Raw genomic sequence first — 26,278 nt, forward strand, 5'->3', positions numbered from 1 at the left:
ACTAAATCTTTTGGAACATACTCTAGCTTTTTAATACGTCAACGGGTTTATTTAATAAATTTGATAGAAAGATTTCAAACAAAACAAAAACCTTCTAATCTCATTTTTTTTCTTATAAGCCGTAATATCCTCCCAGTGTTTTAGAAATACAGATATTCTCTTACAATTATTAACAAAAGAAAAACTCATATAACTTTCATGTAATTTATTAAAAGATCGCTTTGTATCTTTTAATTTTTCTGGGCATTTACTAGCCAATAATTGCATTTTTTTAAGTTTTAATTCATTTTTATCTGATTTAGAAAGTATATTTCTTTTTGCCTTTACCTTACCTGCATTAACTCCTACTGTATTATTAGCATGCTGCCTGTATTTTACTAATGCGTGAGCATAAAATTTTAATGAGCCTGAAAATGTAGCTACAAAACCAAGCCAATAATCATGTGGGATAGATTCAGGAAAGGGAAAGCAGTCTACAACGGTTTCTCGTCGAATCAACATAGCATGGCCCGCAACAGAACCTCCTATTGCATAATTCAATGGGCTATCTAAATCTTTAAGCCTTTTAATATCAGACAATTTTAGATTCATGCTCATTCCATCGGAATGAATAAGTTCAGAGTCACAGTAAATAAGTGGATGATTACCAATATTTTTTAGCAGTTCTTCAATCTTATTTGGCAACCATATATCATCTTGGTCGCATGGAGCTATAAAGTCACCCTTGCACAATTCGAATCCACGTTCAAACGTTTTTACATGACCTTTATTAGTTTTTGATAAATCGAGATGAATATTAGTATATCTTAAAGCATATTCTTCTAGAACAATACGCGTATGATCTGTAGAATAATCGTCTACAACAATAATTTCTATATTTTGATAGGTTTGATTTATAATACTATCAATTTGCTCTTTTAAATACAATTCACCATTATAAGTAGCCATTACTACAGATACTAATGGTTTTAAATGAGTTACTGAATCCATCGTATGTAAAGTCACACTAACTAAAAGAGTAATTTATTTCAAAAATAATTAAATCTTATTTCCTAAAAAGAATTAATCAAAAATAGGTTATTCGGTAACTTATTCAAGCATACAAAAATGTTTTTTAATATCATTCAAGAAGTTCTTTGGAATAAAGGCTAAAATCTGAGAAGTGGTGTTTTACGCTTACTGATAGCTTTTTCCTTGTAAATTAATCCTAATGTCCGTAATTGAACAGAATCTGTCCGATTACGGACATTTACATTTATACAAAACGCTAACAATCAATAACTTACCTAATAACCTTCCGTTTGGCATAACTTTCTAAAGCTCAGCAACGGCCACTTTCCCTGTTTTATCATGCTTCAGAATTACCTAAAAATCGCCTTGCGGAATTTGATTAAAAATCCGGTGTACAGCTTCATTAATATCATGGGTTTGGCCGTAGGCATGGCCGCCAGTATCATGATTATGCTGTGGGTACTGGATGAATTCAGTTATGATACCTTCCACGAAAAGAAAGACCAGGTATACCGGGTGATGCGGAATTTCAAAGAATCCGAAACCAAAATCTGGACTTCTTCTTCGCAGGGCGGTTTATTGGGTGATTATCTCCGAAAAAATATTCCCGAAATCAAACGCGTCACCCTGACCGATTGGGAGAACCCTATTGCTCTGGCTTATCAGGATAAAGCTCTGAAAAAGACGGTGATGGGTGTAGAACCCGATTTTCTGGATATTTTTTCTTTCGAAGCAGTGAAAGGTTCCTTTAAAACGGCTTTTAAAGATCCTAAATCTATCATTCTTACTGAGTCAACAGCCAAAGCTTTATTCGGAGATGAAGAGCCCATTAATAAAATCGTTCGGTATTACGGCAAGTACGATTTAAAGGTATCGGCGGTTCTAAAAGATTACCCTAAACACTCCCGTTTTGCATTTGAAGCTCTGGTTCCGATGAAATTTCTCGACAGCATCGGCTGGACTTTTTATGGCTGGAGTTCGAACAATTATCAGATTTACGTAGAACTAGACCCCAAAGCCAATTTAGCGGCAGTCAATGCCAAGATCAAGAACATTTACACCGCTCAGGAAAAGAAAGATAGTAATGGAGATATTTTCCTGTACCCTCTCACCAAATCACGTCTGTATGGTCGCTTTGAAAATGGCGTTCCCGTGGGTGGTCGTATCGAAAATGTCCAGTTATTCAGCATCATTGCCAGTTTTGTACTACTGATTGCCTGTATCAACTTCATGAATTTAAGTACGGCTCGCAGTGAAAAACGAGCCCGCGAAGTGGGCATTCGTAAGACTTCAGGAGCCATGCGAAGCGGCCTGATTAGCCAATTTCTCGGCGAATCTTTAATACTCGCTTTCTTAGGCCTTTTGGTAGCCATTGGTCTGGTGGAGTTAAGCTTACCCTGGTTTAATAATCTGGTAGAAAAGCAGTTGGACCTCGAACTAGCCCAACCCATTTACTGGGCCGCGGCCCTAGGTATCGTGATCATTACGGGTGTGTTAGCAGGAAGTTACCCTGCCTTTTACCTTTCCGCTTTCAATCCAGTAACCGTATTAAAAGGCACCATGCGGGTGGGACGCTCGGCTTCTATTCCCCGGAAAGTGCTGGTAATTCTTCAGTTTTCATTCTCCATTGCTCTGATTATTTCTACCCTACTGGTCTATCAGCAGGTTCAGTTTGCGAAAAACCAGCCGCTGGGTTATAACCAGGAAAACCTGATGTATTTCTCAATGGAGGGCGATGCTGCTAATCACTGGCAGACGCTTCGGAATGAAATCATGGCCACCGGAGTCGCTGAAAATGTCTATTGTACCAGCTCCGTTCCCGGTTCTTCGGGCGGTAGCAATGGTTGGGGTTTTAACTGGCGGGGTCGCCGCCCGGAACAAGCCAATCAGGTCTTTGAATTCATGCGGGTGAGTTACGACTTTTTAAAAACAACGGGCGTACAACTGGTGGCCGGTCGGGATTTCTCCCCGGCCTTTCCCGGAGATACTTCGCGAGCAGTCATCATCAACGAATCTGCCGTTAAAACGCTGGGATTCAAAAATCCAATTGGAGAAACCATTACTCGTGGTGATGCCGATAATCCTTACTATGAACGCTATACCGTCGTGGGAGTTGTGAAAAACTTCTCTTACGGTTCACCTTACGAGGTGACCGATCCGATGTTTATTAACCTGACCGTTCAGGGTGGCAATATGTCTACGATGGTGGTTCGCCTCAAAGGCAATCAGGCGGCCTCAGCGAGTCTTGAAAAAATCCAGCATATCTACCAGAAATATGGTCGTGATGTACCCTTTGATCATCATTTCATGGATACGGATTTTGAGCGACGTTTTCAGGCCGAACAACAGTTAGGGGCCCTTGCCTTTACCTTCGGCGGACTGGCCATTTTTATTTCCTGTCTGGGTCTTTTTGGACTGGCCTCTTTTATGGCCGAACAGCGTCGCAAAGAAATTGGCGTTCGTAAAGTACTGGGAGCCACCGTTACTAATCTCTGGGGCTTACTATCGAAAGACTTTGTTGTGCTGGTTGTCATTTCTTTTCTGATTGCCTCACCGCTGGCTTATTACTACATGAATCAGTGGCTTCAGAAATACACCATTCGCATCGAAATTGGATGGGTTGTTTTTGCTGCCGCTGGCACCATTGCCCTGGGGGTAACCCTTATTACGGTAAGTTATCAGGCCATTCGTGCGGCACAGGCCGATCCGGTGCGGAGTCTCAAAAGCGAGTAGAACGTAACTATCTATAACATGCTCTTTAATTACCTCAAAATCGCCCTGCGAAATCTCCTTCGGAGTAAGGTATTTTCGATTATTAATATCGCTGGTCTGAGCATTGGTTTAGCTTGTTGCATGCTCATTATCCTTTACACGAAAGATGAGGTATCTTTCGATGCCTTTCAGGCAAAAAAAGACCAGCTTTATCGCGTTACCTGCACCATTCAGCAAACGGATGGAACGCGTAATAAACTCGGTATTGCGGCTATGGTGCAAGGGCCAGTCTTTAAGGCTAACATTCCTGAAGTTCAGGATTTTTCAAGAGTTCAGGAGCGTAACTTTATTGTACGATCAGGCAGTGAAACTTTTCATGAAAAAGCTTCCTGGGCAGATAAAAACTTCTTTACGCTCTTTTCTTTTCCCTTACTGCAAGGTAATCCCAAAACTGTTCTTTCTGATCTGCATTCGCTGGTATTAACTGAAGAGATGGCCGAGAAATACTTCGGTACGACGCAGGCTTTAGGAAAGAAACTGGAGTTCGAAATCAACCATACATTTGAAACTTTTGTGGTTACGGGCGTCGCTAAAAATGCCCCACAAAACTCGACGATTCAGTTCAAAATGCTACTGCCTTTTCTCTATCAGGAAGTTCACGAGAAAGACGCGAGCTGGCTCTGGTTGTCGTATCCTACGTATATTTTATTGCATCCCTCGGCTAACCTTCAGGCGGTAGAAAAAAAGCTGAATCAGGCCTATCTGCGTTTTTCGCAAAAAGAACGCAACGAAGCCCGCAAACACGGTTTCAAAGATCACTTTCACTGGGGTTTGCAGCCGTTTATGGCCATGCATCTGGATACCGGAACGGAATATACGCCTCGGGCGGGTAACCCCATGTATTCCTACATTTTGCTGGGGATTGCAGCTTTCGTTCTCATCATTGCCTGTATTAATTTCGTGAATTTGACGGTAGCACAATCGCTGCGTCGTCGTAAGGAGATTGGCATCCGAAAAGTAGTGGGTGGCCAACGTTCTCAACTCATGCGGCAATTTCTAGGGGAATCATTTCTGCTGTGTTTTGTTGCCTTTGTTTTAGCCATTATTTTGGCCAAAGCCAGTCTGCCTTTCTTCAACGAATTAGCCAATAAACAGCTAAGCCTGAGTTACCTCTTTGACTATAAGCTAGTTCTCGGAATTATCGCTTTGTTTCTTATCACTGGTTTTGCCGCGGGCTTTTATCCAGCCCTGGTTTTATCCGGCTTCGATCCGCTCAAAACGCTGAATAATCGCTTTCGGTTTTCGGGTAAAAACTCCATGGCGAAGGGGTTGGTGGTGTTACAGTTTTCACTGGCTACTTTCCTTATCATCACTACCTTATTCATTTACTCCCAATTCGATTACCTAACGCACAAAGACCTCGGGTACAATGATAAAAACCTGTTGTCGCTTACCGTCGGCTGGAGTTCCCAAGAAGACAGCCCTACGTCCCTGCGGCAACAAACGTTCACGAATGAATTTCGTCACGCTCCCGGAGTCACGCACGTCGCCCCGATTATGGACGGCGATTGGTTAACGATTTCGAAAGCCAACGGGGTTGATCTGGATGTGGCTTATAAGCACATTGACGAGCATTTTTTGTCGACCATGCAAATTCCTTTGGTGGAAGGAAGAAACTTTTCACCCGCCTACCCTGCCGATTCTACACAGTCGGTCATCGTGAACGAAGCTTTTGTAAAGAAAGTGGGCTGGAAAGGATCAGCCATTGGTCGAACCATAGATTTTCTGAATGGAAATGATACCAAACTTGCCATCGTTGGAGTGGTGAAAGATTACCATTATGGTTCGCTGAAAGAAAAAATTGGCCCCGTGTTATTCAGCCCCAATCCTAGTTTACCCTTTGGTAGATTTCTCATCCGCATTCAGCCGGACCAACTGCCCCAGGCATTGGCTTCTATTGAAAGGACCTATCGGAAACTAAATCCGTATCGACCGTTCCAATACGATTTCATGGAACAGCTGAATTACAAAAATTACAAAGAAGAGGCTCAATGGAAGCAGATTATTACCCTCGGAGCGGTGCTAACCATTTTTATTTCCTGCATCGGTCTGTTTGGTCTGGCCAGTCTTTCCATGCAGCAACGAACCAAGGAAATTGGTATTCGGAAAGTGATGGGAGCTTCCGTTCTCCAGCTTTCTCAGTTACTGAGTCAAAACTTCCTGACGCTCGTGCTAATTGCCTTTATCATTGCCATTCCGGCGGCCTGGTATGCTACCCATCGCTGGCTCGAAAACTTTGCATATCGAATCGAAATCAGTTGGCAGATCTTTGCAGTAGCGGCATTATTAACCACCCTCATTGCTTTAGTAACAATCAGTTTCAACACCATCCGAACGGCACTAGCTAACCCCGTTAACTCGCTCCGTTCTGAATAGGTACTTCAAACCCAATGCTTTGTTACTCCATGAAAAAAATTATTCTATTGGCAAGTTTACTGAGCTTTCCCGCTCTGGCTCAGCAACGTATTCATTCGTCCATTCACGATGACGGGAAGAAACTGAGTATTGATATTCAGGGAAAAGTAGACGGCAAAGCGGTTGAATTTCAGCACACGTATGAAGTCTCCAACCTCAGTAAAGCGGAGCGTGATCGGTTAGTGGCTGATGCTTACCGTTCTATTGGTCTGGACGCTCCTGAAGCTCCAGTACCTCCTACCCCTCCCTCCCCTCCGTCGTCACCCTCAGCTCCCCCGCCGACGCCACCATCACCGCCGAACAGTCCGAATTATAAGATTCCTACGAATGCCTCCCTCACCGTTGATGAAGATGACAAGCATATGACGGTTAAGGTAGAACGCATGGAAAATGGGAAACGAAAAACCGTTCAGAAATCCATGAACACGGAAGGCAAGAGCGAATCTGAAAAGCGTAAAATGGTGAATCAGGTTATTAAGGAGTTTGAACAATCTCACTAGTATATTACCTCTTTTTGACTTCCCGAAAGCTCTAAGTTTTCGGGATTTTTTTATACCGTTAAAGTAAAAACGAACGTAGCCCGTCTTCCAGATCAGAAACGCGAAGCCCAGGATCGACTTCGTTTATTGATCATTAGTAACGCCATTGAAGACGATGTCAAACGTACTTTTTTAGGAATGCCTTCTCATGGGCATATCAACCCTACGCTGGGTTTGGTACATGAGCTAATCAAACACGGGGAGGAGGTGACTTACTTCGCCTCGGAAGAGTTCCGGGAGAAAATCGAAGCGACCGGAGCAACCTTCAAAAGCTACGCCGCCGATTTAAATATTTTTAAAGCCCAACCTTCTTCGGACGAGTCTCCCTTCTTGAGCATTTTCCGTTCTGCTGAAACGGTCATCGACCCTATTTTATCTGAAAACCAGCGTATCCCCTTTGATTATATGATTCACTCCGCCGCCTTCCCCTTTACCCGCATTATCTCTCAGATTCTCCGAATTCCTGCTATTTCTTCGCTTGCCGTTTTTGCGGGATTGAATAAATTTTTCAAAAAGAAACAACAGGTTCTGCAAAGCAAACAGGAAGCATACGCAGAGGTAATGAAATCTATTCAGAAAAAATACGGCGTATCTTTACCCGACCAGCCACTTCAGTTATTGCTGAATAAAAGTGACCTTAACCTGATTTATACCTCTCGATATTTCATTGCACCGGAAGATTTAGCTCAGTATGACGAGACCTACCGTTTCGTGGGACCGCCCGTGTATGATCGTAAAGAAGACTTGAACTTTCCCTTTGAACGCCTGCGTAACAAACTGGTGATCTACATCTCTCTGGGAACCGTCTTTGGCAGTTTCAACACAGATCTATACCCCATTTTCTTCCAGGCTTTTGCCCATACGGATGCCGTAGTAGTAATGGCTGCTCATCAGGTAGATCTCTCGGGATTCACGATTCCTGAAAATTTCATTATCCGGGATTACGTGCCACAGAATGCCCTTTTGAATTATACCGATGTGGCGATTACCCATGCCGGAATGAACAGCATTAGCGATTTGGTTTCGCACATGGTCCCTTTCGTGGCTATTCCGCTTGGGGCTGACCAGCCTTTATTAGCTCAGCGGGCCGCAGCATTAGGGGCGACCATCTCGCTAGAGGCTCAAACCTTAACTGCGGAGAGCTTACGGGCAGCAGTTAATCGGGTAAAAGACGATCCATCTTACCTGGAAAATATGCAGAAAATCAATCAGTCGTTTAAAGAAGCAGGGGGTTACCCTAAAGCCGTTGAAGCAATTTTTGAACTGAAAGCAATGAAAAGTATTTCGGGTTAGCTTTCATGGAACAGATGCTTTGATTAGTAGGTTGGAACTACCCGAAAATTCTAAACTTTCGGGTAGTTCATCACCGTCGCAACGAAACTTAAACGGCCTGTTTCTTAGCAATTTCCTTCCGCACGACCGGAGCCACTTCCGTACCGAATAACTCAATGGCCCGCAGTACTTTGGTGTGGGGAATCATGTGTCCACCGACGAGTTGAGCCAGGTAACGCGTTTGCTGGAATAACTCGTAGAAGTACATGATCTTATCAATAATCTGCTGAGGGCTTCCTACCATCAGCGGACCGCTTTTCTGCATGAACTCCACGTAGTCCCGGCCAATGGGCGACCAGCCCCGTTCTTTCCCTACCCGATTCATGGTTAATTCATAAGGCGGGAAAAATTCGTCCATTGCCTTTTCGTAGGTGTCGGACGTATAGAAGTGAGAGTTAATCGCCAAGGGTAACTTCGATACGTCATGCCCGGCTTTCTCGGCTGACTGACGAAAAAGTTGGATAAAGGGAACAAACCGCTCGGGCGTTCCGCCAATGATTGCAACCGTCATCGGGATATTTAACGCTCCGGCCCGAGCCGCTGAAGCAGGCGTACCGCCCACAGCCAACCAGATGGGTAGTTTCTCCTGCAAGGGTCGTGGATAAACGCCACGATTATCAATCGAAGGTCGGAAATGGCCCTGCCAGTTTATCTTCTCGCTCTCATTTAGTTTCAAAAGCAGCTCCAGTTTTTCTGAAAACAGAGCGTCATAATCGTTAAGGTCATAACCAAAAAGCGGGAATGATTCGATGAACGAACCACGTCCAGCCATGATTTCCGCCCGACCGTTCGAGACCAAATCCAGCGAAGAAAAATTTTGAAACACCCGCACCGGATCAGCCGAACTGAGTACAGTAACTGCACTCGAAAGTTTAATATTTTTGGTAGTTGCCGCCGCTGCCGACAGAATGATCTCAGGAGCCGAAACCACATAATCCGGGCGGTGATGCTCGCCCAAAGCGAAGACATCCAGTCCAACTTCATCAGCCAGTTTTATCTCTTCCAGAAGTTGTTGCACCCGCAGGTGAGCATTCTTCGCACCCCCAGATACATGATCCGGGTTTACTTCGCCAAAACTGGAAATTCCAAGTTCCATAGGTCTATGCATTTAGTAATATATGTCGATACATATAATTTTAATAGAGAATGAAAATCGGATAGAAATAATTCATTCTGGGTCAATAATTTAGCAGGTATGAGCATTTTATCTGAATAAACCGCTTCTGCTTCGCCTTTTGATTGTGCCCATTTCAAGGCTAATTTTAAAGGCATTACTAACTACACCTATCCTCCATGCATTCTACTACGAGTACCTCTTTCACTAATCCTTCTCCTGTAGAAGATCAATACACGATTAGCGTAGGAAAGTTTGTCTTCTTATGCTTTATCACTGCCGGCCTTTATCAGCTTTGGTGGTCCTACAAGGCCTGGCGTTTCTTCAAACAAAAACAGGATCTAGCTATTACACCCGCTTTAAGAGCTCTTTTTGGTCTGTTTTTCTTTGGCCTTTATTCAGTAGAATTAAAGATTTTTCAAAAAAAGAAGGGTATCATCCCAGATTCAATCCTTTTCTATTATTTATTGGATCATTGTTTTTTGAACTATTTTCTGCTTTACCTGAGCCTTATTTTATTCTATCATTCCTGAGTATTTTTTTCTTTATTCCCCCTTTTGAAGCTTTGAATTACGCCAAAATTCAGTGCAATGAATTTGTAACTATTGAACAGGAATCTTTCAATACCCGACAAATTGTTCTCATCGTTATAGGCTCTATTTTATGGCTTTTGGTAATCCTGGAGATGTTTATGTAATCACTACTAACCTATAACCATTTGAGTCCATTTCTTCAGGTAATGGACTTCTTTTTACCCAGACCTAATTTTATTATTTCTTACTTGTAGCAACTTACCTATTTAAGTAAATAACCATTCAATAACTAAATTTAATTTACAATTAATTGAATAGTCTAACTAATATTTAAAACCACGAAACTGGTACATAAGCAATATTGAAGTTAGACGTAGTTGTTCTTTCTGTCAATGAGTAGCTGATATATCTTTTTTTATCAAGTAAGAAGAATCCTATTGTATCAGAATTAATCCATTTTGTGTTTTTAGCCAAAACATAAATAGAATCACAACAGCCTCCATTTAGTTTGCTAACTATCTTATCTATCACTGTTCCATTGGCTGTTTGAACTTCTAATTTCAATACAGACTCAGTGATATTTTTCTCTACCACAACAGTCAAATTTACCTTTCTGTCTCTGGATTTTTTAGGCGGGTATCGAATAATAAAATTATAGTTATCATTCAAGATTGATTGATAAGCATTCTGAAATGGCCTCTTATCCCAGCCAAACTGATCAGACAAGAGTAGACAAGACCTATGAACAGTATCAAGTACCATATCTAATTGCTCCTGCGTATTTCTATTAAAAAAATCTTGTCCATTTATTCTAATGCTCATCGAATGAATACTTCCAAAAGAGAATCCAACATCCGGTAAATCTTCTTCTACTGTAAGGCATATCCGACTCGTTTTAGGGGGTTTATACCCGTTCAATCTATAGTGATAAAGATCACATACAAAAACACTTATTTCCCTAAATCGGTCACGTAATGCTTCTTTTTCACGTTTTATTAATCCTTCGTAAATAGTTATATCTGTTAAAGGTGCTCCCATTAGCTGTATGTTACCTTTTGGTTTTGTTATAAATTATTTTGTTAGTAAAGGTAATAGCACCGATATATTCCTACTATTAAAATACAAGAAAAGTCTGCGGCTGTTCTCTATATTTGTCTGAACTCTGATGAGCCCAGACAATTGATAACCCTTACCATGACAGCTATTGTAATAACTCCCGTAACACTTGACGATCTAAGTAAACTTCAACAAATTGAAAAAGAAACGTTTTACGAAACGTTCGCAGAGACGAATACAGCAGAAGACATGCAGGATTACCTGGCTAAAAGTTTCAGTGATGAAAAAGTAACCAGTGAGTTAACCAATCCCGAATCTGCATTTTATTTTGCTCTTGAGGAAAATCGAGTAATTGGGTATTTAAAAATTAATTCTGGTCAGGCTCAGACAGAAATCAAAGATTTAAACTCGCTCGAAATTGAACGGATTTACGTCTTACAGGAATTTCAGGGCAGGAAAGTAGGTCAGCTTTTATACAACAAAGCTCTTTCTGTTGCTCGCGAACGTAACTTCGAATACCTCTGGCTGGGGGTTTGGGAGAAGAATGAAAAGGCCATTCACTTTTATAAGAAAAATGGCTTCGAAACCTTTGATCAACACGTCTTCGTTCTTGGAACCGACGAGCAGGTTGATCTGATGATGCGATTGAAGCTTTGATCTTTCTGTTTGGGAGCATTTCTACGTACTCCATAACACTTTAACTGCTCGGCCCTTAATTAATCACCGCTTCAGATAGGAACGCGATGAATCGCGGCTGGGTAAGAGGCGATTTTTACCTTTACGCCGTGGTTGGAGTCTCACCAATCACCGTTTGCATAAAATGGCTGGTGAGACACCAGCCATGGCAGGGATAATAAAATCGCCTCTACCAGACGCGATCAATCGCGTCTCTACGGACTCTGTCCGAAAGCGAACGAAACACTGTTCGTTTTCGGACAATTTATTTTATTACATTAACTGATAATCAATAACTTACCCATTACCCCTTTACAACGGCATAACTTTGGAATTGGCTTTTGTAACAGATCGCTTCACTTATGCTACGTAACTACTTCCTCGTTGCTTACCGCACCTTATTGCGTTATAAAGGTTATACCCTGCTCAATGTCATTGGTCTTACGTTGGGACTTACCTGCGGTATTCTGATCTTTCAGACCCTTAAATTCCAGACCAGTTTTGATGCATATCACGCCCAGAAAGACCGCATTTACCGAGTAATGACTGAATTTCACGGCGATCAAGTCTTTCATACACCCGGCGTGCCCATGCCTATGAGCAAAGCCCTGCGGTCTGATTTTTCTTTTCTTGAAAAGGCAGCCCTAATTCACGACCAAAACAGCCAGCTCGTGACCATCCCCCAGTCGAAAGGGCTTCCGCAGAAAAAGTTCAGTGAAGAAAGCACCGTTGCTTACGTTGAACCCGACCTTTTTGACATTCTTGATTATCAGTGGGTAACGGGCAATCCGAAACTATCGCTTACCCAACCCAATAATGTGGTATTGACCCGCAAAATGGCGGAGAAATTCTTTGGTTCTGAAGATCCTATCGGCAAACGACTCCGCATTAATAATGAGCTGGATGTAAAAGTCACAGGAATACTGGCCGACTTACCCGAAAACACGAGGGTTCGGCAGGAAATCCTTATTTCATGGTCTACGCTTAAAAATTACCAAAACGGTCCGGGGAAAAACCTTGAGGATTGGGGCAGCATCAATTCCAGCACCCATTGTTTCATTCTGCTGAGAGAAGGAACGAAGCAATCAACTGTTGAGCAGGCCCTGAAGGGATTTCTGAAGAAATATAAGCCTGATGATTATAAAGAGATGGCTCACCCTATTCTTTCTCTGCGTGAGGTTAGCTTTAATACCGATTATGATGCTGAAATTGGTTATTCCCAACTCTATGCTCTGGGAGTGATTGGCTTATTCCTCGTGGTCACAGCCTGTATTAATTTCATCAACCTGGCCACGGCACAGGCCCTGAAACGTTCCAAAGAAGTAGGCGTAAGAAAGGTCATTGGTGGAACGAAACCACAGCTTTTCTGGCAGTTTATCTCTGAAACAGGCCTGATTACGCTCATTTCCATTCTCCTGGCCGTCCTGCTGGTCGAGCTGATTATGCCCACAGTCAACCACTGGGTTCATGAGTCAACGGGACTCAACCTGTTTGGTAGTCTGAGTCTCTTTACTGATGCCCCCATGCTGCTGTTTCTGGCTTTTCTTCTGGTAACGGTTACTCTGTTGTCGGGCTCTTATCCGGGAATCGTGCTGGCTGGTTTTCAGCCCGTAGCAGCCCTGAAAGGGAAAATAAACACCCAACAAGTGGGTGGATTATCCGTTCGGCGTAGTCTGGTTATTGTACAGTTCGTACTCACGCAGCTACTCATCATTGGAGCTATCGTGGTTACCCAGCAAATGGATTTTTTCCGGGGAAAAGACATTGGTTATAACCCCTCAGCTATCGTTCTGATTGATATTCCTTTACCAGAAAAAGCAACCGAAGCATTTCGGACCCAATTACAGCGGGTTCCCGGAGTCAGCCAGGTTACCTTTCAGTCGCATGCCCCCAGTAGTCAGTCGAACAATGAAACCAGCCACCGTTTCGATACCCGTCAGGAAAATGAAAAATGGTCCGTTAATACCAAGCTCGCCGATACCCATTACCTTGAAACGTACGGCCTGAAGCTGGTAGCCGGTAAAAATCTGCCCGAAACCGACAGTACTCGCGGTTACCTGGTCAATGAAACCTATGTCAAACGATTGGGGAAAAACATCAAGCCTGCCGATGTTATTGGCAGAAACTTAAAGCTCTGGAATATCAGTGCTCCCATTTATGGCGTGATTAAAGACTGGAATAATCTTTCTTTACACAGTCAGATTCAGCCCATAGCTATTTTCTCTGATCAAAAACGCTATTACAGTGCTGGCTTGAAAGTTAACACGGCCCATTTGCCTCAAACCCTGGCTGGCATTGAGCAGGTCTGGAACGAAACCTTCCCGGATTTCCTCTATTCTCAATACTTTCTGGACGAACGAATCGCTAAGTTTTATCAAACGGAAAATCTTATTCTGCAATTCGTTCGTGTCTTTTCTTGCATTGCCATCATTATTGGTTGCCTGGGCCTGTACGGACTCGTCAGCTTCATGGCTGCCCAGAAAACCAAAGAAATTGGGGTTCGAAAAGTACTTGGAGCCAGCGTGAGTCAGATTCTGGGTCTTTTCGGGATGGAATTTGGCAAGCTGGTCTTAATTGCCTTCGTCGTAGCCGCTCCGTTAAGCTGGTGGGTCATGACCAAATGGCTGGAAGATTACAGTTACCGCATCAGCATCGGCTGGACGGTCTTTGTACTTGCTATCGTTATTACAGCCTTCATCGCCATTCTTACGGTTGGTTACCAATCTTTCCGGGCCGCTACGGCTAACCCAGCCAAGAGTCTGAAAAGTGAGTAGTTTTTAGTTGCTGATTGTTAGAATCTTCTAACAATCAGCAATCCATTAACCGCAGTAGTAGTCACTAAGCACCCCAAACGCTATGCTTAAAAGTTATTTCACCATTGCTTTTCGAAATCTCTGGAAAAACCGTACCTCCTCTTTCATCAACATCTTCGGACTGATGATTGGTTTAAGCGGCTGTCTTCTGATTGGTCTTTACATTCAGAACGAAGTGAGCTTTGACCGTTTTCAGCCCAAGGGCGATCAGATTGCACGGGTTATTATGGAGTATAGCTTTGGCAGCAACGACAAGGCTCAGAAGGGTAATTTTACCAGTACAAAAGTCGCTCCTGTTTTTCAGCGAACCTTTCCAGAAGTAGAGTCTGCGGTTCGGCTCTCGGGTTCTACGGCCACTCTCAGGTTAAACAATACCTTGGTTTCAGAACAGAAATTTGTCTACGCCGACTCCAGCTTTTTCAAAGTGTTTCAGGCGGACTTTATTCACGGAAGTTCAGCCCATGCCCTGGATGGCCCCTTCAAGGTGGTACTTACGGAATCTTCGGCCAAAAAATACTTTGGCTCGGCCAATCCGGTTGGGAAATTGCTGTTAACCGCCGCTGATACCATATCCTATCAGGTAACCGGGGTTATTAAAGATTACCCTGCCAACTCCCAGTTGAAGTTCGATTTTCTGGCCTCATTCTCTTCATTAGGAGCCAATCAGGAAACTTCGTATTTCAACGCTAACTACACCACCTACCTATTACTGAGAAAACCAGAAGACCTGGCTTCCCTTCAGGCCAAGATTTCGCCTTTCATGAAAAAAGAAATGGCAGGCTCTGGAGCGACCATTGATTATTACCTGGAACGGTTTTCAGAGATCCATTTGCATTCTCCCTATGGTGGCCTGGTGGCGAATACCCCAGTAACCTATCTGTATATTCTGGCTGCTATCGCAGGATTGATTCTGATGATTGTTTGCTTTACGTATATTAATCTAAGTACCGCACGCTCCGTCGAAAGGGCTAAAGAAGTAGGCATTCGAAAAGTAATTGGAGCGGATAATTCACAACTCTTCTGGCAGTTTATCGGGGAATCTTTTATTGTTTGCGTGGTTGCTGTATTACTTAGCCTTGACGTAGTGGTGCTTTTGCTTCCCTATTTCAATGAAGTAGCGGCCACTTCCCTGCACTACAGTGCCCTTTTCACCGCTCCCTTTATAGCCTTTACGTTAGGCATTACCATTGCCATTAGTTTGTTGGCAGGAACTTATCCAGCCCTGATTATTTCCGGTTTTCAGCCCATTAAAGTACTCAAAGGAGCATTCAAACATACCAGTTCCGGGAAGCGGGTACAGCAGTCACTCATCGTTTTCCAGTTTACCATTTCTATTTTTCTGATTGCGGCAACGTTAATTATTCAAAATCAGCTTCATTACATTCAGAATAAGAATCTGGGCTTTGATCGTCACCAGTTGGTGCAACTCTTTCTTAATAGAGAAGCTCAGCATAAGATCCTTACGATCAAGGATGAATTAAAAAAGAATCCTGATATTTTATATGCGTCCCGCAGTGCAAACAACCCGGCTAATATTGTCAGTGGGTATAGTATGCGGTCGGCAGATATGCCTGAATCCAATCAGATTTCAGTCAATGCCAACCCTATTGATGAAGATTATTTAAAAACCATTGGCGTTCAGTTGATTGCGGGTCAGGATTTAACTCAACAGGATATTACGAATACCGACCTTCCCGATGCCAATCAGTCTGTTTATCAGTTTATTCTGAATGAAAGTGCCGCCCGCCAGCTCGGATGGACACCTAAGGAAGCGATTGGCAAACGCATGTTTCTGGACGCTTCCCGTCCAGGTTATGTCAAAGCCGTCATCAAAGACTTTCACTTTGCCAGTTTACACGAAAAGATTAAACCCCTGGTTCTTTTCCCGGAAAAACAGGGGCATCGTTTGTTCATTAAACTTAGTGGTCACAACGTGCCTCAAACGCTGGCTTTTCTGGAAGCTACCTGGAAAAAACTGGTTCCTTCTCAGCCCTTTGAATATACGTTTCTGGATGATACCTACAAGCTCCTCTACGACTCTGAAATTCGGCTGGGTAGACTCATGAATATTTTCACTACACTATCCATCATTCTGGCCTGTCTGGGTTTATTCGGACTGACTTCCTACGTTGTACAACAGCGAATTAAAGAAATTGGTATTCGAAAAGTGCTGGGGGCTTCCGTTGGTAACATTTTTCTTTTGCTCTCCAAAGGGTTCGTTCAACTGGTGCTGGTTGCGGCCCTGATTGCCTTCCCACTGGCCTGGTTCGCCATGAGTAAGTGGCTGGAAGAATACGCTTACCGCGTTTCATTGTCCTGGTGGGTTTTTGCTCTGGCAGGTCTGTCTACGTTAGTGGTAACGTTGCTGACGGTTAGTTATCAGGCCGTAAAAGCGGCCTTAATGAATCCGATCAGAAGTTTGAAATCAGAGTAGGAAGATGAGTTGTTAGTTGAAGTCGTTACAAAAACTAACAACCCGTAACTAACAACCAGCAACCTAAAAAGCTATGCTGAAAAATCATTTGAAAGTTGCTTTACGTAATCTCCTGAAAAACCGGATGTTTTCAGTGATTAATCTGCTCGGCCTGGCGGTAGGTTTGGCAGCGTTCTGGATGATTGGACTATTTATTCTTGATGAACTCACCTACGACCGCTTCCACGAAAAATCGGATCGCATTTATCGGGTCGTACATTCGGCTAATTGGGATAATGGGCATTTTGATCTGGCCATCACTTCCGCACCTTTTGCTCCCACCTTAAAAAAAGATTACCCCGAAATTCAGGAAACCGTTCGGTTTTCTCCGGAAGGCGGCGGCCCAATTCGGGTCGGTGACAAGCAGTATACAGAAAAAGCAATCTGTTTTACCGATGCTAACGTTTTTGAGGTTTTCGATTTCCCTTTCTTGTACGGCAATCCTAAAACTGCCCTATCCAAACCCAAGTCCATCGTACTGACCGAAGGTATGGCTAAGAAGCTCTTTGGCGATGCGAAACGTGCTCTGAATCAAACGGTTTATCTGGAAAATAATTATGAGAATCTGGTTACCGGAGTTATCAAAGACGCTCCTACCCACTCTCACCTTCACTTTAAAGCTCTGCGTTCGTTACCAGCAGATTATACGGACGGTTGGCAGAATTTCTCGATTTACACCTATCTATTACTCAAGCCTCATACGCATGTAGCTTCGCTGGAAAAGAAGTTAACCCGCTTTTTCCCCGATCATTTACAGAAGGAAATGGGTAATGTCGATTACAAACTTCATCTTCAGCCACTCACAGACATTCACCTTTACTCCCATCTGGATTATGAGATTAGTGCGAATGGCGATGTGAAATACATCATAGTCTTCAGCATTATAGCGGTATTGATTCTACTCATTGCGGCGATCAACTACATGAATCTTTCCACGGCCCATTCCGCTTTACGAGTGCGGGAAGTGGGCGTCCGAAAAGCCATTGGATCAGACCGCAATCAATTGGTCAGCCTGTTTCTGGCCGAATCAATCATTTTAACCCTGGCCGCTTCTCTGTTAGGCATTTTAATAGTTGAACTGAGTCTTCCTTTCTTTAATGATTTTTCAGGAAAAGAGCTATCACTCTGGCAGCTAGGCGTTCTTCCCACGCTGGCTTTATTACTCGTTTTCTGTCTGATTATGGGGGGGTTAAGTGGCAGTTATCCCGCCTTTTTTCTCTCCGGTTTCCGTACTATTCCGGCTTTAAAAGGACAATTAGGTAATACCGCTACCAACAAACGTTTTCGTCAATCGCTGGTGGTTTTCCAGTTTATGGTTACCATCAGTATGCTTATTGGCTCGGCGGTTATTTACCAGCAAATGCATTATACCTCCTCAAAAGACCTGGGTTTCAACCGCAATCAGGTATTAACTTTTCATGTCCATAAAACGGAGGTTCGCAAACAGATTCCACAGCTTAAAGATGAGTTACTAAAAAATCCATTGATCGAAGGGGTTTCGGCGGCGGGTAACCCGATTGGAAATAACGACCTGGGGGGTAAAGGTTTCTACTTCGAGAATAATGGAGAAATTTCCGAATCCAGCGTGATTACCAAGCGAATTGATGTGGATGAAGATTTTCTCAACACACTGGAAATGAAACTCGTAGCCGGACGGAATTTTGACAAAAGTCGCAAAACAGACCTTTACGAATCTGTTCTGGTGAATGAAACACTGGTAAAAAAACTTGGCTGGAAAAACCCCATCGGAAAACGGGTAGAATTCAACGCGGGGCAGAATAATGAAATTCGTGGTCATTCGCAGGTCGTTGGTGTGGTGAAAGATTTCCATGTCTATTCACTCCAGCATACAATTGAACCGCTGGTCATGCAAATGCCGCTCGATTTTCAACAGGATAATCTTTACGTACGAATTCGACCCGAAAACACCCAGGCGACGCTGGCGTATATTGAAAAGGTTTATCAAAAATTCGACCCCGACCATGCGTTTGAATACAGCTTTTTGGATCAGAATTTCGCTCATCAGTACGAAGCAGAAATCAAACAGGGCCGTTTGCTGGTAACGTTTACCCTCCTGACGATCTTCATTGCCTGCCTCGGTCTGTTTGGACTGGTAACTTTCACAGCCGAACAACGCACCAAAGAAATTGGCATCCGCAAAGTATTGGGAGCCAGCGTTACCAGTATCGTCGGAATGATCTCAAAGGATTTCATGATCCTGATCGGCATTGCCTCACTGATTGCCTTTCCCATGGCCTGGTACACCATGCATCGCTGGCTCGAAGACTTTGCCTATCGCATTGAGTTGCAGGGATGGGTATTCCTGGCGGCGGCTGGCGTGGCCTTACTGATTGCTTTGATTACCATCAGTACCCAGGCCATCCGGGCAGCTCTGGCCAACCCGGTGAAGAGTTTGAAGTCGGAGTAAATGATATCACTAATGCGATACTTCTCTTAGCTGACTTCCAGAAAGTTTAGAACTTTCTGGAAGTTTAGTTTTGACAAACATTTTCAAAAACGATGCAACGAAAATTTCGGCTTTTTCATCTTTGAATTATACGCTATTAAACCTTTACCTCATGATACGTAATTACTTCAAAGTAGCCATTCGGGCCTTACTTAAAAACAAGGTTTATTCCCTCATTAATATCGTTGGGCTGGCTTTAGGGATGGCTGTAACCATGCTGATTGGTCTCTGGATTTGGGATGAGTTGACCTACGACCGCTATCATCAAAACCATGATCGCATTGCTCAGGTCATGATGCACCAAAGCTGGGACGGTCGTAAAGGCACGCAGACCGCAGTGCCGGTTCCGTTACATCATGAGTTAAAAGAAAAATATTCAGATTTTAAATACGTCGTTCCCAGCTCCTGGACGTTCGGGCATATTCTGGCTTACAAAGGCACGAAGCTTAATAAAACCGGCAACTACATGGGTGCAGACGGCCCCCATATGCTCTCGCTTGAAATGCTGAAAGGCACCAGAATGGGCCTGAAAGATCCGCATTCCATAATTATTGATGAGTCACTAGCCAAGGCTCTTTTTCGGGATGAAGACCCCATCAATAAGATCGTTAAGATCGATAACAAATCGGAAGTAAAAGTAACAGGCGTTTATAAAGACCTCCCCAACAACACTGAACTCAATGAAGTGCATTACCTCTTACCCTGGGAGTTATATCTGATTGCAGAAACCTGGGTGAAGGAAAGCCGCGAGAGTTGGGGAAATAACTCCTTTCAGACTTACGTTCAGCTCCAGCCAACCGCCGACTTTGAAAAGGTTTCCGCCAAAATCAAGAATACCATTCTTAATCATAACCCCAAGGATGCAGCCAAACCAGAGGTCTTCCTGCATCCCATGTCGAAGTGGCATTTGTATTCTGAGTTTAAAAACGGAGTCATTGCCGGCGGACGGATTGAATTTGTCTGGTTATTTGGCTGCATTGGAGCTTTTGTATTGCTACTGGCCTGTATTAACTTCATGAATCTCAGCACGGCCCGCAGCGAAAAACGAGCCAAAGAAGTAGGCATTCGAAAAGCCATTGGCTCCGTTCGGACCCAGTTGGTCGGTCAATTTTTGAGTGAATCGTTACTGGTTTCGTTTCTGGCTCTGGCCCTGAGTATTTTATTGGTTGAAGCGTCTTTACCCTTCTTCAACGATCTCTCCAGCAAGCATTTAGCCTTACCCTGGCAAAGTCCGGTTTTCTGGTTAATGGCCGTTGGCTTTACCCTGTTTACGGGTTTGATTTCAGGCAGTTACCCCGCTTTTTACCTCTCTTCTTTTCAACCCGTGAAGGTATTAAAAGGCACCTTCCGCGTGGGGCGTTACGCTTCCTTACCCCGAAAGGTGCTGGTTGTTCTGCAATTTACCGTTTCCGTAACGCTGATTATCGGCACTATTGCGGTATTCCGTCAGGTACAGTTTGCCAAAGATCGGCCCGTAGGTTTTAACCGCGAAGGACTTATCTACCTGAATATGAACACGGAGGAAAGTTACAAAAACTACCAGGCCTTCCGAACGGAGTTACTTTCCAGCGGTGTGGTAGCGAATGTCACTAAATCTTCAAGCCCGATTACCCAGCTCTATTCCAATCAGGTTGGTTTCGACTGGAAGGGCAAAGATCCCAATAAACAAGCCCTGTTTGGTACGGTTGCCGTGAGTGAAGATTTCGGAAAAACGGTAGGATTACAATTCGTCAGTGGACGTGACTTTTCAACCAAATTTGCTACCGATTCCAGTGCATTGATTCTGAATGAATCGGCGGCCAAGTACACCGGCATGAAGAATGTGGTTGGGGAAACGATCAAATGGAACGATAAGGCTTATACGGTCATTGGTGTGGTGAAAGATGTCATTATGGATTCTCCCTATCGACCCGCCATGTCCACTATTTTCACCTATAATCCCGGCTGGTCAGGCATCATTACCATCAAAATTGCTCCGCAAACGGGCGTGAGCCGGGCGTTAAGTCGCATTGAAGAAATTTACCGGAAGCACGACCCTGGTGCCCCATTCGACTATAAATTCTCCAGCGAAGAATACGCTCGGAAGTTTGCTTCGGAGGTTCGTGTGGGTAAACTCGCTACGTTCTTTGCCTGTCTCGCCATCTTTATTTCCTGTCTGGGCCTGTTTGGCTTGGCTTCCTTCGTGGCCGAGCAACGCATCAAGGAGATTGGTGTTCGGAAAGTGCTGGGAGCCTCGGTTTTCAACCTTTGGGGCCTTCTCTCCAAGGATTTTGTCGGGCTGGTGATTATCTCATTCTGCATTTCCGTTCCCATTGCCTATTATTTAATGAATAACTGGCTCTCTCGTTATGAATACCATTCAGACCTTAGCTGGTGGATTTTCGCCAGTGCGGGTATCGGAGCCCTGATTGTTACCCTGGCCACAGTAAGTTACCAGGCCATTTCGGCAGCATTAATGAACCCGGTGAAGAGTTTAAAAACCGAGTAATGTGCTATTTGCTATGAACCCGCTTCCGGGCGGGTTCATAGCAAATCACCGATGCTTAACCGAAAACCATGCTTACCCAAGAAACAAACCCTACCCTGTTACAAACCAGGCAACACTTTGAAGTGCTGGATGGCCTGCGTGGAGTGGCTGCCGTTGCGGTAGTCATTTTTCATTTTATGGAACTCATCAAGCCCGATTACCATGACAATTTCATTGCTCACGCCTACTTTGCCGTTGACTTTTTCTTCTGTTTATCGGGTTTTGTGATTGCCTATGCCTATGATCAGCGAGTCCAGCAAATGGGTATTAGTACCTTTTTGAAACTACGACTCATTCGTTTACATCCGCTCGTCGTCATCGGTTCGGTCATTGGATTACTCGCTTTCGTTTTTGATCCTTTTAGTACTCTTTACCAGAAGTACGCCGACCGAATCATTCCCATGTTTATTACCTCCTGCCTGATGATTCCGTACCCACTGGTCAAAGAGCGTTACTTTAATCTTTTTCATTTAAATCCACCCACCTGGTCTTTATTCTGGGAATATATAGCCAACCTTATTTACGTTTTATTTCTGGTTAAAATCAATCATAAAATTCTCTGGTTATTAACCATTGCTGCCGCTGTTGCCCTGGCTTTTGAAGCCCATCGTTCGAACTTTTTAGGCGTAGGTTTTGGGGGAGATAACGTGATGGGTGGTGGGTATCGAATGTTATATTCCTTCCTGGCCGGAATCCTTGTGTACCGTTCCCAGTGGATCATTCCATCGAAACTCGGATTAGTTTCATTGAGTATCCTGTTATTACTCAGCTTTCTGATCCCTTTCTCGAAGCACACCAGTGGGCTGGTAGATCCTCTGGTGCTTATCTTTTACCTGCCTTTTCTGGTAGCTCTTGGGGCTGGGGCTACGCATCATTTAGTGTATCAGAAAATCTGTAAGTTCCTGGGCGATATTTCTTACCCTTTATACATGACGCACTACCCTTTCATCTGGCTGGTGTTGAGTTATATGGAAGTGAAAAAACCGTCCGTTCAAGAGATGGTTGTCGTCATGATTGCTGGCGTTATTTTGTTAATCCTCTTTGCCTACGCAGTCATGGTTCTACTGGATATTCCGTTAAGAAAATACTTTACCCATCGCCTCAAAAGAGGTTGGACAAAGTCGTAAGCAAAAAATTGACAGCCATAAGCTCATTCTTTAAAGAAGGGCTAAAAATAAGATTTTAGTAAGTCCCGGGATTTCATCTGGAAACACGGTTGGTATTTAGGGCTATTTCATACCTGAAGGAGACATCATTACTTGATCATCAGCGTCTGTCATTCAGAGCAAAGCGAAGAAGCGTATGACTTTTTTCAAGCTTATTGGGCCAGGCAGTAACTTAATGAAACCAGCCCCGCCCCATTCCTGAGAAGGTCTCTCGCTACGTTCTAGAGGACAGGCAGGAAAAATTGGCTCCCCCCGTCGCTCGGCTCTGGCCTAGTGACGGTGGCATCAACAATTGGATGTTAGCCGAATGATGCCAGCTTTTTCGCTGGCATCATTCGGCCTGAAGTCTATGGATTTGTCCCTTTCATTTTCTCGCAGTTACGCCGTGGTTTGTGTCCAACCAACCACTGTTTGCGTACAGATGACTGATGAGACACCAGCCATCACGGGAAAGGCAAATGCGATGAAGTCGCGTCTATACCCTTTCATAACCAAAATTTTGAGTTAAACTACGAACGTGTGATGCAGGCCGCTTTACTCAAAGATTTTGGTTTAACTAACTAAAACCCACTGCTGCGAGATTCCCTCTCGCTCCTACAAAGAGGCAGGTTCTACCTGCCGTTATCCCAAACCTATTAGCCCTAACAAAACAAAGGATCGCATTCTGATTTGCATGAAGGGCTTCGATTATAACTTTCAGACAGCTTTTAATAGACGGGCTAACATTTATAATTTCCAGTGCGAATCATGGCTTCTGATTGAGAATCGAAAAGCAAGTTTCGCTGCGGATAACCAGCTTCGGGTTGATTAGGGAGAGTTGATTTAAATAGGTACTTATGTCCATTTACGTACAGTGAACTGTACGTAAATGGACATAAGCTTTTATTCAATTCCCTATAAATCAGATACTTTTTATTTTTCAAGCGATAGGGCACGACTTTCTAAGCACCGCCTCAACATCCTGGATCCCTGAACGTATGCTGAAGAACTACCTGCAAATAGCCTTGCGTAACCTCCGACGGAATCCCCTGTACAGCCTGCTCAACATTGGCGGGTTAGCCGCTGGATTGGCCGTCAGTATTCTGATTTTGCTGTACGTTGTCCACGAATACAGTTACGATACGTTTCATCAGAAAGGCAGTCGGATTTTTCAAACGATGGACCGGATGCCTTACGGCGACACGCACATCCAGACGCAGTCCATGTCGCCACAACTGGGACCGCGTACACAAGACGCCCGCCCGGATCTGGTGGAAGCGACGGTTCGTACGCGACCTTCCGTGCGAACGGTGTTGAAAACGGTCACTAACTTCCACTCCTTTGAGGATGAGCTTCTCTTTGCCGACCCTTCCTTTTTGAGCGTCTTTACGTATCCCCTTCAGAAGGGAAACGCAGCTACTGCCTTAACCCGTCCCAATACGATTGTACTTTCCCCAGAATTAGCCCAGAAATATTTCGGAGCGGCCAATCCGCTGGGGAAAACCCTGGTCTACGACAATAAAGTACCGCTGGAAGTAACCGGCGTGCTGGAAAGCCTGCCTTCCCACAGTACGATTTCCTTCTCCGCACTTATTTCCTTTGCTACGCAGAAAAATCTGGCTCCCTACGACGATGGCTTACGACAGCAATTGGAATACAGCCACGTTGGCGGCGGGGGTTTTTATACGTATTTTCTGCTGACAAAAGCCGAACACCGACCCAAGGTGGAACGGTTAATCAGTCAACTGCACCTGAAGGATCAACCCGTCAAAAAAGGTGAGAAACCCGAGGAGTTCATTTTAGAGCCCTTCACTGATCTTCACCTGCACGGCATCCTGGTGGATCATTCCCAGCAATACCATGGCTTGTTCACGGGTATTGCCTTGGGTATTTTGCTGCTAGCCCTGATCAACTACATGAACCTGACCACGGCCCGGGCTACGCAACGGGCCAAAGAGGTAGGCGTGCGGAAAGTACTCGGTGGCTTACGCAGTAACCTAGCCGCTCAGTTTTACACCGAATCCGTACTGATTACCCTGATTTCCTTTGGGCTAAGTCTACTGCTGGTTGAAGCTTTACGGCCCTTTTTCTTTCAGTGGCTGGATCTTCACATTAGCGATACCTTCCTGAGTACACCACTCTTCATCGGGTTACTGGCTGGTCTGCTTCTGATTTGTACACTGTTGGCGGGCAGTTATCCGGCCCTGCTCCTCTCCCAATTTGCTCCGGCCGAAGTTCTGAAAGGACGGTTTTCCAAGGCAAACGGTATTAACATTCGCCGTATCCTGACCATTTTTCAATTTTCCGTTTCCATTGGTTTGATTGTGTGCAGTCTGATTGTCAAAAATCAGCTTGACTTTCTCCGTCAGCAGAATATCGGACTGGATCGTGAAGGCATTGTTGTAATTACCGTTCCACAAACGATGGTTGCTCACTACGCCGCATTCAAGCAGGAACTCCGGCAACAGGCTGGTATTCAAAACGTAGCGGCGGCGAGCTGGCCACTGTTCAAGGGTGGTGTGAGTATGTTCTTTACGCAGTCGCCGGTTACTAAAAAGGATATTTCTCTTCAGATTACGGCTGTAGACAATTCCTTTTTCCAGACTATGAATGTACCCTGGAAAATCAAGCCTACCCGACCCTACTCTTCCAATCCACCGTCATTGATTCTGAATGAATCGGCTTTAAAAGATTTTGGATTTACGGAAAGACCGATTGGCGAAAAAATTCAGTTGGGCAACCAGGCTTCTGAAGTGGTGGGAGTCGTGAAAAATTTCAACCTCTTTTCCAGCAAGCACCCACAAGGCGGACTGGGTATCTCTGTAGTAGCCGATACGACGCGGGAACTGATGACTTACGGAGGCTGTCTGTACCTGAAGCTGGCCGCTGGTGGTAACGTGACTTCCCGACTGGCAACGATAGAATCGGTATTCAAAAAATACGAGACGGAGTATCCTTTCGAGTATTACTTCCTCGACGAAGCCTACGATGCTCTGTACAAAGCCGAAAGTAAACTGGGCACCATGCTGGCAGCCTTTACCGGTCTGGCTATTCTGATTGCCTGCCTTGGACTGTTCGGACTGGCTACGTTTGCCGTTGAAACCCGTCGTAAAGAAATTGGCATACGTAAAGTACTGGGGGCCAGCTTATCCAGCATTACGCTACTTTTATCCAAAGAATTTTTAAAACTGGTACTGATTGCTAACGCCATCGCGTTTCCGCTGGCCTGGTATTTCATGCAAGACTGGCTACAAGCCTACACCACCCGTATTCAGATGGGCTGGGTAGCCTTCGCCCTATCGGGTTTCATCGCTCTGTTGATTGCGTTTATCACGGTAAGTAGTCAGGCCATTCGGGCAGCCAATGCCGATCCGGTGAAGAGTTTGAAAAGTGAGTAAAGATTACC

General features: G+C 44.2%; 15 protein-coding genes. 12 read left to right on the forward strand and 3 right to left on the reverse strand.

What is annotated here, in order from left to right:
* Window positions 1-51 precede the first annotated feature (51 nt).
* Window positions 52-990, reverse strand: coding sequence for a glycosyltransferase family 2 protein (locus tag QE390_RS01680; protein ID WP_307140840.1), 939 nt, complete (start codon window positions 988-990; stop codon window positions 52-54).
* A 360-nt stretch (window positions 991-1,350) separates the two neighbouring features.
* Between QE390_RS01680 and QE390_RS01685 the strand changes: the two genes are divergently transcribed.
* The 4 genes from QE390_RS01685 to QE390_RS01700 all read left to right on the forward strand — a co-directional run bounded on the left by QE390_RS01685 (window position 1,351) and on the right by QE390_RS01700 (window position 8,030).
* The gene (locus tag QE390_RS01685) at window positions 1,351-3,744 is read left to right on the forward strand and encodes an ABC transporter permease (RefSeq protein ID WP_307140841.1); all 2,394 of its coding nucleotides are present in this window, start codon (window positions 1,351-1,353) and stop codon (window positions 3,742-3,744) included.
* Between the two features lie 18 nt (window positions 3,745-3,762).
* Window positions 3,763-6,159, forward strand: coding sequence for an ABC transporter permease (locus QE390_RS01690; protein WP_307140842.1), 2,397 nt, complete (start codon window positions 3,763-3,765; stop codon window positions 6,157-6,159).
* A 29-nt stretch (window positions 6,160-6,188) separates the two neighbouring features.
* A complete protein-coding gene (locus QE390_RS01695; protein ID WP_307140843.1) occupies window positions 6,189-6,698 on the forward strand; it encodes a hypothetical protein in 510 nt (169 codons plus the stop codon).
* 177 nt (window positions 6,699-6,875) lie between these two features.
* A complete protein-coding gene (locus QE390_RS01700) occupies window positions 6,876-8,030 on the forward strand; it encodes a macrolide family glycosyltransferase (RefSeq protein ID WP_307140844.1) in 1,155 nt (384 codons plus the stop codon).
* 88 nt (window positions 8,031-8,118) lie between these two features.
* Here QE390_RS01700 and QE390_RS01705 read toward each other — a convergent pair whose 3' ends face one another.
* Window positions 8,119-9,165, reverse strand: coding sequence for an Atu2307/SP_0267 family LLM class monooxygenase (locus tag QE390_RS01705; RefSeq protein ID WP_307140845.1), 1,047 nt, complete (start codon window positions 9,163-9,165; stop codon window positions 8,119-8,121).
* Between the two features lie 283 nt (window positions 9,166-9,448).
* Between QE390_RS01705 and QE390_RS01710 the strand changes: the two genes are divergently transcribed.
* Window positions 9,449-9,880 carry a hypothetical protein gene (locus QE390_RS01710; protein WP_307140846.1) on the forward strand — a complete coding sequence of 144 codons (432 nt, stop codon included), beginning with the start codon at window positions 9,449-9,451 and terminating at the stop codon, window positions 9,878-9,880.
* 166 nt (window positions 9,881-10,046) lie between these two features.
* On the opposite strand, the gene QE390_RS01715 is transcribed toward QE390_RS01710, so the two are convergent.
* Window positions 10,047-10,754, reverse strand: a complete 708-nt coding sequence (locus tag QE390_RS01715) for a hypothetical protein (RefSeq protein WP_307140847.1) — start codon at window positions 10,752-10,754, stop codon at window positions 10,047-10,049.
* Between the two features lie 156 nt (window positions 10,755-10,910).
* On the opposite strand from QE390_RS01715, the gene QE390_RS01720 reads away from it, so the two are divergent.
* From QE390_RS01720 to QE390_RS01750, 7 genes are all read left to right on the forward strand, one after another.
* Window positions 10,911-11,429, forward strand: a complete 519-nt coding sequence (locus QE390_RS01720) for a GNAT family N-acetyltransferase (protein WP_307140848.1) — start codon at window positions 10,911-10,913, stop codon at window positions 11,427-11,429.
* A gap of 380 nt (window positions 11,430-11,809) precedes the next feature.
* Entirely contained in the window at window positions 11,810-14,221 is a 2,412-nt protein-coding gene (locus QE390_RS01725; protein ID WP_307140849.1) for an ABC transporter permease, read from the forward strand.
* Window positions 14,222-14,303: 82 nt separating this feature from the next.
* The gene (locus QE390_RS01730) at window positions 14,304-16,694 is read left to right on the forward strand and encodes an ABC transporter permease (protein ID WP_307140850.1); all 2,391 of its coding nucleotides are present in this window, start codon (window positions 14,304-14,306) and stop codon (window positions 16,692-16,694) included.
* Window positions 16,695-16,767: 73 nt separating this feature from the next.
* Entirely contained in the window at window positions 16,768-19,161 is a 2,394-nt protein-coding gene (locus tag QE390_RS01735) for an ABC transporter permease (protein ID WP_307140851.1), read from the forward strand.
* Between the two features lie 151 nt (window positions 19,162-19,312).
* Window positions 19,313-21,688 (forward strand): ABC transporter permease, encoded by a 2,376-nt coding sequence (locus QE390_RS01740; protein WP_307140852.1) that lies wholly within the window; start codon window positions 19,313-19,315, stop codon window positions 21,686-21,688.
* Window positions 21,689-21,756: 68 nt separating this feature from the next.
* Window positions 21,757-22,854: an acyltransferase gene (locus QE390_RS01745; protein ID WP_307140853.1), complete on the forward strand. Its 1,098-nt coding sequence runs from the start codon at window positions 21,757-21,759 to the stop codon at window positions 22,852-22,854.
* A gap of 1,016 nt (window positions 22,855-23,870) precedes the next feature.
* Window positions 23,871-26,270 (forward strand): ABC transporter permease, encoded by a 2,400-nt coding sequence (locus QE390_RS01750; protein WP_307140854.1) that lies wholly within the window; start codon window positions 23,871-23,873, stop codon window positions 26,268-26,270.
* Window positions 26,271-26,278 lie beyond the last annotated feature (8 nt).

It is taken from the genome of Siphonobacter sp. SORGH_AS_1065, assembly GCF_030818595.1.
Lineage (GTDB): Bacteria > Bacteroidota > Bacteroidia > Cytophagales > Spirosomataceae > Siphonobacter.